The sequence below is a fragment of the Streptomyces sp. AcH 505 genome (genome assembly GCF_000818175.1).
In the GTDB taxonomy this organism is placed as follows: Bacteria; Actinomycetota; Actinomycetes; order Streptomycetales; family Streptomycetaceae; genus Streptomyces.
Genome location: NZ_JTIY01000001.1, coordinates 4811718 through 4817935, shown reverse-complemented (window position 1 = coordinate 4817935; position 6218 = coordinate 4811718). Strand labels below are relative to the sequence as shown.

General features: G+C 71.2%; 5 protein-coding genes and 1 pseudogene. 2 read left to right on the top strand and 4 right to left on the bottom strand.

Features of this window, described 5'->3' with window-relative positions; genetic code table 11:
- From HY68_RS40135 to HY68_RS21995, 4 genes and pseudogenes are all read right to left on the bottom strand, one after another.
- Positions 1 to 335, bottom strand: a pseudogene (locus HY68_RS40135) (SAM-dependent methyltransferase); the annotation flags it as partial.
- On the bottom strand, positions 332 to 1594 hold the full coding sequence (locus HY68_RS22005; RefSeq protein WP_041996804.1) for a cyclopropane-fatty-acyl-phospholipid synthase family protein: 1263 nt from the start codon (positions 1592 to 1594) through the stop codon (positions 332 to 334). The pseudogene HY68_RS40135 and the gene HY68_RS22005, both read right to left, overlap by 4 nt.
- 8 nt (positions 1595 to 1602) lie before the next feature.
- The gene (locus HY68_RS22000) at positions 1603 to 2331 is read right to left on the bottom strand and encodes a DUF1365 domain-containing protein (RefSeq protein ID WP_041991433.1); all 729 of its coding nucleotides are present in this window, start codon (positions 2329 to 2331) and stop codon (positions 1603 to 1605) included.
- Positions 2325 to 3608 (bottom strand): FAD-dependent oxidoreductase, encoded by a 1284-nt coding sequence (locus tag HY68_RS21995; protein WP_041991431.1) that lies wholly within the window; start codon positions 3606 to 3608, stop codon positions 2325 to 2327. Before HY68_RS21995 ends, HY68_RS22000 begins: the two co-directional genes overlap by 7 nt.
- Before the next feature lie 171 nt (positions 3609 to 3779).
- Here HY68_RS21995 and HY68_RS21990 point away from each other — a divergent pair, with 171 nt between their 5' ends.
- Both HY68_RS21990 and HY68_RS21985 read left to right on the top strand, forming a co-directional pair.
- Complete coding sequence (locus HY68_RS21990) at positions 3780 to 5408, top strand: molybdopterin-dependent oxidoreductase (protein WP_078863717.1); 1629 nt, start codon at positions 3780 to 3782, stop codon at positions 5406 to 5408.
- Between the two features lie 92 nt (positions 5409 to 5500).
- Entirely contained in the window at positions 5501 to 6163 is a 663-nt protein-coding gene (locus HY68_RS21985) for a fasciclin domain-containing protein (RefSeq protein ID WP_041991427.1), read from the top strand.
- Positions 6164 to 6218: the final 55 nt, after the last annotated feature.

The window sequence follows — 6218 nt, the reverse complement described above, 5'->3', positions numbered from 1 at the left end:
GCGGCGGCCCTGGCCCGGTCGCCCGCTGGGAGCTTCGGCGGGCGCAGTCCGCGTTCCCGCACGGCGCGCCAGACGGTGCGCAGTCCGTCGGCGAGATCGCCTTCGATGTCCAGCTCTCCGGTGATGTACGCCTGGGCCAGGCCGAGTTCGTTCGGCTGCCAGACCAGTCTGCGCAGCGCGCGGCGGGAGCGCAGCACGACGGTGGGCGCGTCGTCGGGTCCCGCGACCGAGCCGTCCCAGGCGCGCAGCCGCAGCGGCAGCCGGCCGCCGAAGAGCTGTTCGGCGAGGGGGAAGAGCCGCTGGGCGGCGCCGTCGTGCGGGGCGGGTCGCGTCATCGGGGCTGTGCCTCCTTGGTGAGCATCATCTGGCGCACGTCGAGATAGCCGGAGCGGAAGCCCGCTTCGGAGTAGGCGAGGTAGAAGGTCCACATCCGGCGGAACGTCTCGTCGAAGCCGAGTGCGTCGATCTGCGGGGTGCGCGCCTCGAACTCCTCGCGCCACAGGCGCAGCGTCTCGGCGTAGTGCGGTCCGAAGCCGTCGCTGTCGGCGACGCGCAGCGCCGTGTGCCGTTCGGTGATCTGCTCGATCGCCTCGGTCGACGGCAGCAGACCGCCGGGGAAGATGTACTTCTGGATCCAGGTGAAGGTGTCCTTCGTGGCGAGCATCCGGTCGTGGGCCATGGTGATCGCCTGGAGCGAGATCCGGCCGCCGGGTGCCAGCAGCCGGTCCAGGGTGGTGAAGTAGTCGGGCCAGAACTCGGCGCCGACGGCCTCGATCATCTCGACGCTGACGACGGCGTCGAAGGTGCCTTCCACCAGCCGGTAGTCGCTGAGCAGGACCGTGACGGCCTCGCTGAACCCTGCGGCGGCGATACGCTGTTGGGCCAGTTCCCGCTGTTCGCGGGAGAGGGTCACGGTGGTCACGGTCGCGCCGCGCGCCGCCGCGCGGACGGCGAGTTCGCCCCAGCCCGTGCCGATCTCCAGCAGCCGGGTGCCCGCACCGACGCCGGCCTCGTCGAGGAGCCGGTCGATCTTGCGGTGCTGGGCCGCCGCCAGCAGCGCCCGGTCGGCGGGGAAGCCGCGGAAGAGCGCCGACGAGTACGACAGCGTCTCGTCGAGGAAGAGCGCGAACAGGTCGTTGGACAGGTCGTAATGGTGGCTGATGTTCTCCCGCGAGCCCTCGGGGGTGTTGCGCTGCGCCGCCGGGTGGCGCGGCGCCCAGGCGGCGCGCAGGGTGCGCAGCGGCGCCGGTACGAGTGAGGCCGCGTGCTCGGCGAGTACGGTCAGCAGGCCGACCAGGTCGTCGGCCTCCCACTCCCCCGCCATGTACGACTCGCCGAAGCCGATCAGACCGCCGGCGCCGATCCGCCGGAAGAACGCGCGCGGCTCGTGCACGATCATCAGCGGGCCGCCGAGTCCGAGCGTCCCGGTGTCGCCGAGCCTGACGCGCAGCGGGAGCCTGCCGAGCGCGTACCGGACGATCCGCTCGGCGATCGCCGTACGCAGCCAGGAGGCCTGCGGCAGCCGGGCCACGTCGGGCCAGCGTGCCGCGTCGACGGCTGCGGACCTCGTCCTGCGGGCTACCGACGACTGGATTGACGTGCTCACTTCGTACCTTCCTGGGGCCGGGGACGGGGTTGCACGGGCAGTCCGCGCAGATAGAGCCGGATGCCGTGCAGACGGATTCCGGCGGAGACGAGGGCGGTGGACCACGGATGGCGCAGGGCCGCCCGCAGCAGGGTCCGGGACGTGGCGGGGCGGCGTTCGCCCCGTACGGTCGCGGTGAACGGGGTGCTGCCAGGACGCTCCAGCCGGATCCGCAGGCCCAGCCGCTCGCCGGGCTCGGGCAGCCGCATGTCGTACGCGCCGTCCACGGGGAAGAACGGCGAGACGTAGAACTCCTTGTCCACGCGCGAGCGGCCGGCGGCGTCGGGGCGCAGCAGGTACGCGTGCCGCCCGCCGTAGGTGTTGTGGACCTCGGCGACGGTGCACAGCGGGGTGCCGTCGGCGCCGCGGCACCAGTACAGGGTCAGTGGGTTGAAGACGTACCCGAACACCCGGGCGTGACTGAGCATCATCACACTGCCGTCCGCCAGGTCGATGCCGCGCGGGGCGAGGAACGCCGCAAGTCCCTCGCGGATCGTGGGCTCGGTGCCGTCGAAGTGGTCGCGGGCGTCGAAGCGGGCGAGCGGGCGCAGCAGCCGGGGCAGCGCGGGCGGCCGGTCGGGGTCGGTCAGCCACATGTAGGTGCGGAAGCGGAACGCGTAGCGGCGCGGCGAGGTGCGCACATGGCTGATCAGGCAGGTGTAGACGGCGGGGACTTCGCTCACCACGCGACTCCCAGCGCGGCTGCGGCCTCGACGCCGGAGCGGCAGCCGTCCTCGTGGAATCCCCAGCCGTGGTAGGCGCCCGCGTAGGCGGTGACGGGGCCGCTCAGCTCGGGCAGCAGCCGCTGGGCGGCGACCGACTCCGGGGTGTAGACGGGGTGTTCGTACGTCATCCGGGCGAGGACCCGTTCCTCGTCGACGCGGCCTTCGCCGTTCAGTGTCACCACGTAGGTGTCGGGGCCTTCGATGCGCTGGAGCCGGCTCATGTCGTAGCTGACCTGTACGGCGTCGGCGCCCGCCGTGCAGGAGGGCATGACGTAGTTCCAGGAGGCGCGGGCGCGCCCGGCGCGGGGCAGGACGCTCGTGTCGGTGTGCAGCCGGGTGGGGTTGCGGGAGTAGCGGAAGGCGCCGAGCACCCGCCGTTCCGCCTCGGTGGGATCGGCCAGCAGCCGCAGCGCCTGGTCGGGGTGGACGGCGATGACCACGGAGTCGTAGTGGGCGGTGCTGCCGTCGTCGGAGACGATGTCGACACCGGCGCGTCCGTTGTCGGGTCGGCGCACGGCCCGTACCGGTGTGGCGGTGTGGACGGCGGCGAGCTGCTTTCCGACACGTTCCACGTACGCGCGTGAGCCGCCGCTGACGGTGCGCCAGACGGGCGAGCCGCTGATCGCGAGCATGCCGTGGTGGGCGAGGAAGCGGAACAGGTAGCGGGCCGGGTAGCGCAGCGCGGTGGTGGGGTCGCAGGACCAGACCGCCGAGACCACCGGGGTCAGGAAGTGCGCGGTGAAGTAGGGCGAGAAGCGCCCGGCGGCGACGAACTCGCCCAGGGTCTGCTCGGCCGCTCCGGCGTCCGGTGTGGCGAGCAGGGCGCGGGCCCGCCGGTGGAAGACCGGGACCTCGGCCAGCATCCGCAGGTAGCGGGGGCGCAGCGCGTTGCGCGGCTGGGCGAGGAGACCGCCGGGGCCGCGCGCGCCCGCGTACTCCAGGCCGCAGCCCTCGCACCGCACCGACATGCTCATCTCCGACTCCTGCGTGGCAACGCCGAGTTCCCCGAGGAGCCGGAGCAGAAACGGATATGTCCGGGTGTTGTGCACGATGAAACCGGAATCGACGCGGTGCACCCCGCCGTCCGACGACGGTATGTCGTGGGTGTGGGCGTGTCCGCCGAGCCGGTCGTCCGACTCGTACAACGCCACCTCGTGCGAGTTCCGGAGTACGTAGGCGGCCGTGAGGCCCGCCACTCCGCCGCCCACCACGGCCGTACGCCGACGCTCACCGCTCATGTCGCTCCGCTCCTCGGATTCCGCTGCCTGCACGGCCCTCACACACGGCCCCGCACAGTGCATTCGAGGCCGGAGGGCCGCGGGATTGGTTTCTGCGGCGATCTTTCTTGATACAGCGACAACCTCAATTCCTTCGGGTGAACGACCAATCCGCCGTGGTTCTCGCACCGAATGGCCGACGTGAGCGAAGATCGGAAAGTCCTTACAGCAGTGCGGGTGGGTCTGGCGGGTTTGAGCGGCCTGCTCGCCGGCCTCGCCGCGCTGTGCGTCGCCGAGCTCGTCTCCGCGGCCGTCAGGCCCGAGTCGAGTCCGGTGACGGCGGTCGGCGGAGCGGTCATCGACCGCACGCCGCCCGAGCTGAAGGACTTCGCCGTACGGCACTTCGGCACGAACGACAAGCTCGTCCTGCAGCTCGGCATCCTGGTCCTCCTGGCGCTCTTCGCCATGGCGATCGGAGTGGTCGCGCTGCGGTGGCGGCGGGTCGGTTCGGCCCTGGTTCTGGTCTTCGGTGTGGTCGGGGCGGTAGCGGCGGTGGGGCGGCCTGACGGCCACACACTCGACGCGCTGCCCTCGGCCGTCGGTGGCGTGCTGGCCTGCGGAGTGCTGTATCTGCTGGCCGGCCGGCTGGCCGCCCGTCCCGCCCCGGCTCCCGCTTCCGGCGTGTCGGAAGGGCCGTTCGCGGTCGCCGGGGCGGGCGGGACGGCAGGCACCTTCGACCGGCGCGGCTTTGTGATCGCCGCGACGGCCGCGGTGGCGGCATCGGCGGGAGCGGGCGTAGCGGGGCGCCGGCTCAACGCATCAGGGGCCGCCGAGGCCGCCGCCTCACGTCAGGACATCGTGCTGCCCCGCCCGGCCTCACCGGCGCGTCCGGTACCGGCGGGCGCCGAGCTGGGGGTGAAGGGACTTAGCCCCTTCACCACGCCCAGCAAGGACTTCTACCGGGTGGACACGGCGCTCGTCGTGCCACGGGTGGACGCGGGCAGCTGGCGGCTGCGGATCCACGGCAAGGGCGTCCGCAAGCCGCTCACCGTGACCTACCAGGATCTGCTGCGCCGGGAGCTGATCGAACGCGACATCACCCTGACCTGCGTGTCCAACCAGGTCGGTGGGCCGTATGTGGGCAACGCCCGCTGGATCGGGGTGCGGCTGGCCGACCTGCTGCGCGAGGCGGGGGTGAAACCGCCGTCCCAGGGCGGCCCGGCCGACCAGCTGGTGGCCCGTTCGGTGGACGGCATGACGATCGGCTCCCCCGTCGACACGGTCATGGACGGCCGTGACGCGATGCTGGCGCTCGGCATGAACGGGGAGCCGCTGCCCTTCGAGCACGGTTTCCCGGTCCGGATGCTGGTGCCGGGTCTGTACGGCTACGTCTCGGCCTGCAAGTGGATAGAGGACCTCGAACTCACCACGTTCGACGACTACGACCCGTACTGGGTCAAGCGCACCTGGTCCAAGCGGGCCCCGATCAAGACCGAGTCCCGCATCGACACCCCCCGGCCGTTCGCGAGCCCCAAGTCGGGCAAGGTGCCCGTCGCCGGGGTGGCGTGGGCGCAGCACCGGGGGATCGCCAAGGTCGAGGTACGGGTCGACGGCGGCGGCTGGCACGAGGCGCGGCTGGCGGTCGAGGACAGCAAGGACACCTGGCGGCAGTGGACCTGGGAGTGGCCGGCCTCCTCGGGGAGCCACACCCTCGAAGTCCGCGCGACCGACAGGGACGGCTACACGCAGACGGACAAGCGCGTCGGGACCGTACCGAACGGCGCGACCGGCTGGCATTCGGTGGTGGTCGCCGTGACCTGAGCCCTCCGGCGTCCCGCTCTCTCCGAACTTCCCCTGAAAACCCCTGAATCACTTTCAGAATCACCTCTCGAATCACCTCCAAGGAGAACCTCATGATCGCCACTCGCCTCCACCGTGCCGCCCTCGCCGTCGTCGGTGCCGTCGTCCTGCCGCTCGCCCTCAGCGCCTGCTCCAGCGACGACAAGAGCGACTCGAACACCGACAGCAAGGCGTCGGCCGCCGCCGAGGCGTCGAAGCCGGCTTCGGACATGCCGAGCGACGGCATGGACAACATGGCGGGCAAGCCCTTCGGCCCGGCGTGTGCCTCGGTGCCCACGAGCGGCGCCGGCAGCTTCGACGGCATGGCGCAGGACCCGGTGGCGACGGCCGCCTCCAACAACCCCGACCTGTCCACACTGGTCACAGCGGTGAAGAAGGCCGGGCTCGTCGACACCCTCAACAGCGCCCAGAACATCACGGTGTTCGCGCCGACCAACGAGGCGTTCGCGAAGATCCCGAAGGCCGACCTGGACAAGGTGCTCGCCGACAAGGCGACGCTCACCAAGATCCTCACGTACCACGTCGTGGGCCAGAAGCTCACCACCAAGGACCTGGCGAGCGGCACGTACCCGACGCTGGAGAAGGGCACCCTGACGACCGCCGGTTCGGGCGACGCCTTCAAGGTCAACGACTCGGCGAACATCGTCTGCGGCGACGTCCCCACCTCCAACGCGACGGTGAACATCATCGACACGGTGCTGATGCCGAAGATGTGACCGTGGTGACACGCCGGTGAAACAGCCTCTCCCTAATTTCTGTCAATCGACAGAA

What these genes read in the sequence shown, in the direction of transcription:
- HY68_RS21995 (WP_041991431.1), bottom strand. Translation starts at nt 3,608, where the DNA reads ATGAGCGGTGAGCGTCGGCGTACGGCCGTGGTGGGCGGCGGAGTGGCG.
- HY68_RS21990 (WP_078863717.1), top strand. Translation starts at nt 3,780, where the DNA reads ATGGCCGACGTGAGCGAAGATCGGAAAGTCCTTACAGCAGTGCGGGTG.
- HY68_RS21985 (WP_041991427.1), top strand. Translation starts at nt 5,501, where the DNA reads ATGATCGCCACTCGCCTCCACCGTGCCGCCCTCGCCGTCGTCGGTGCC.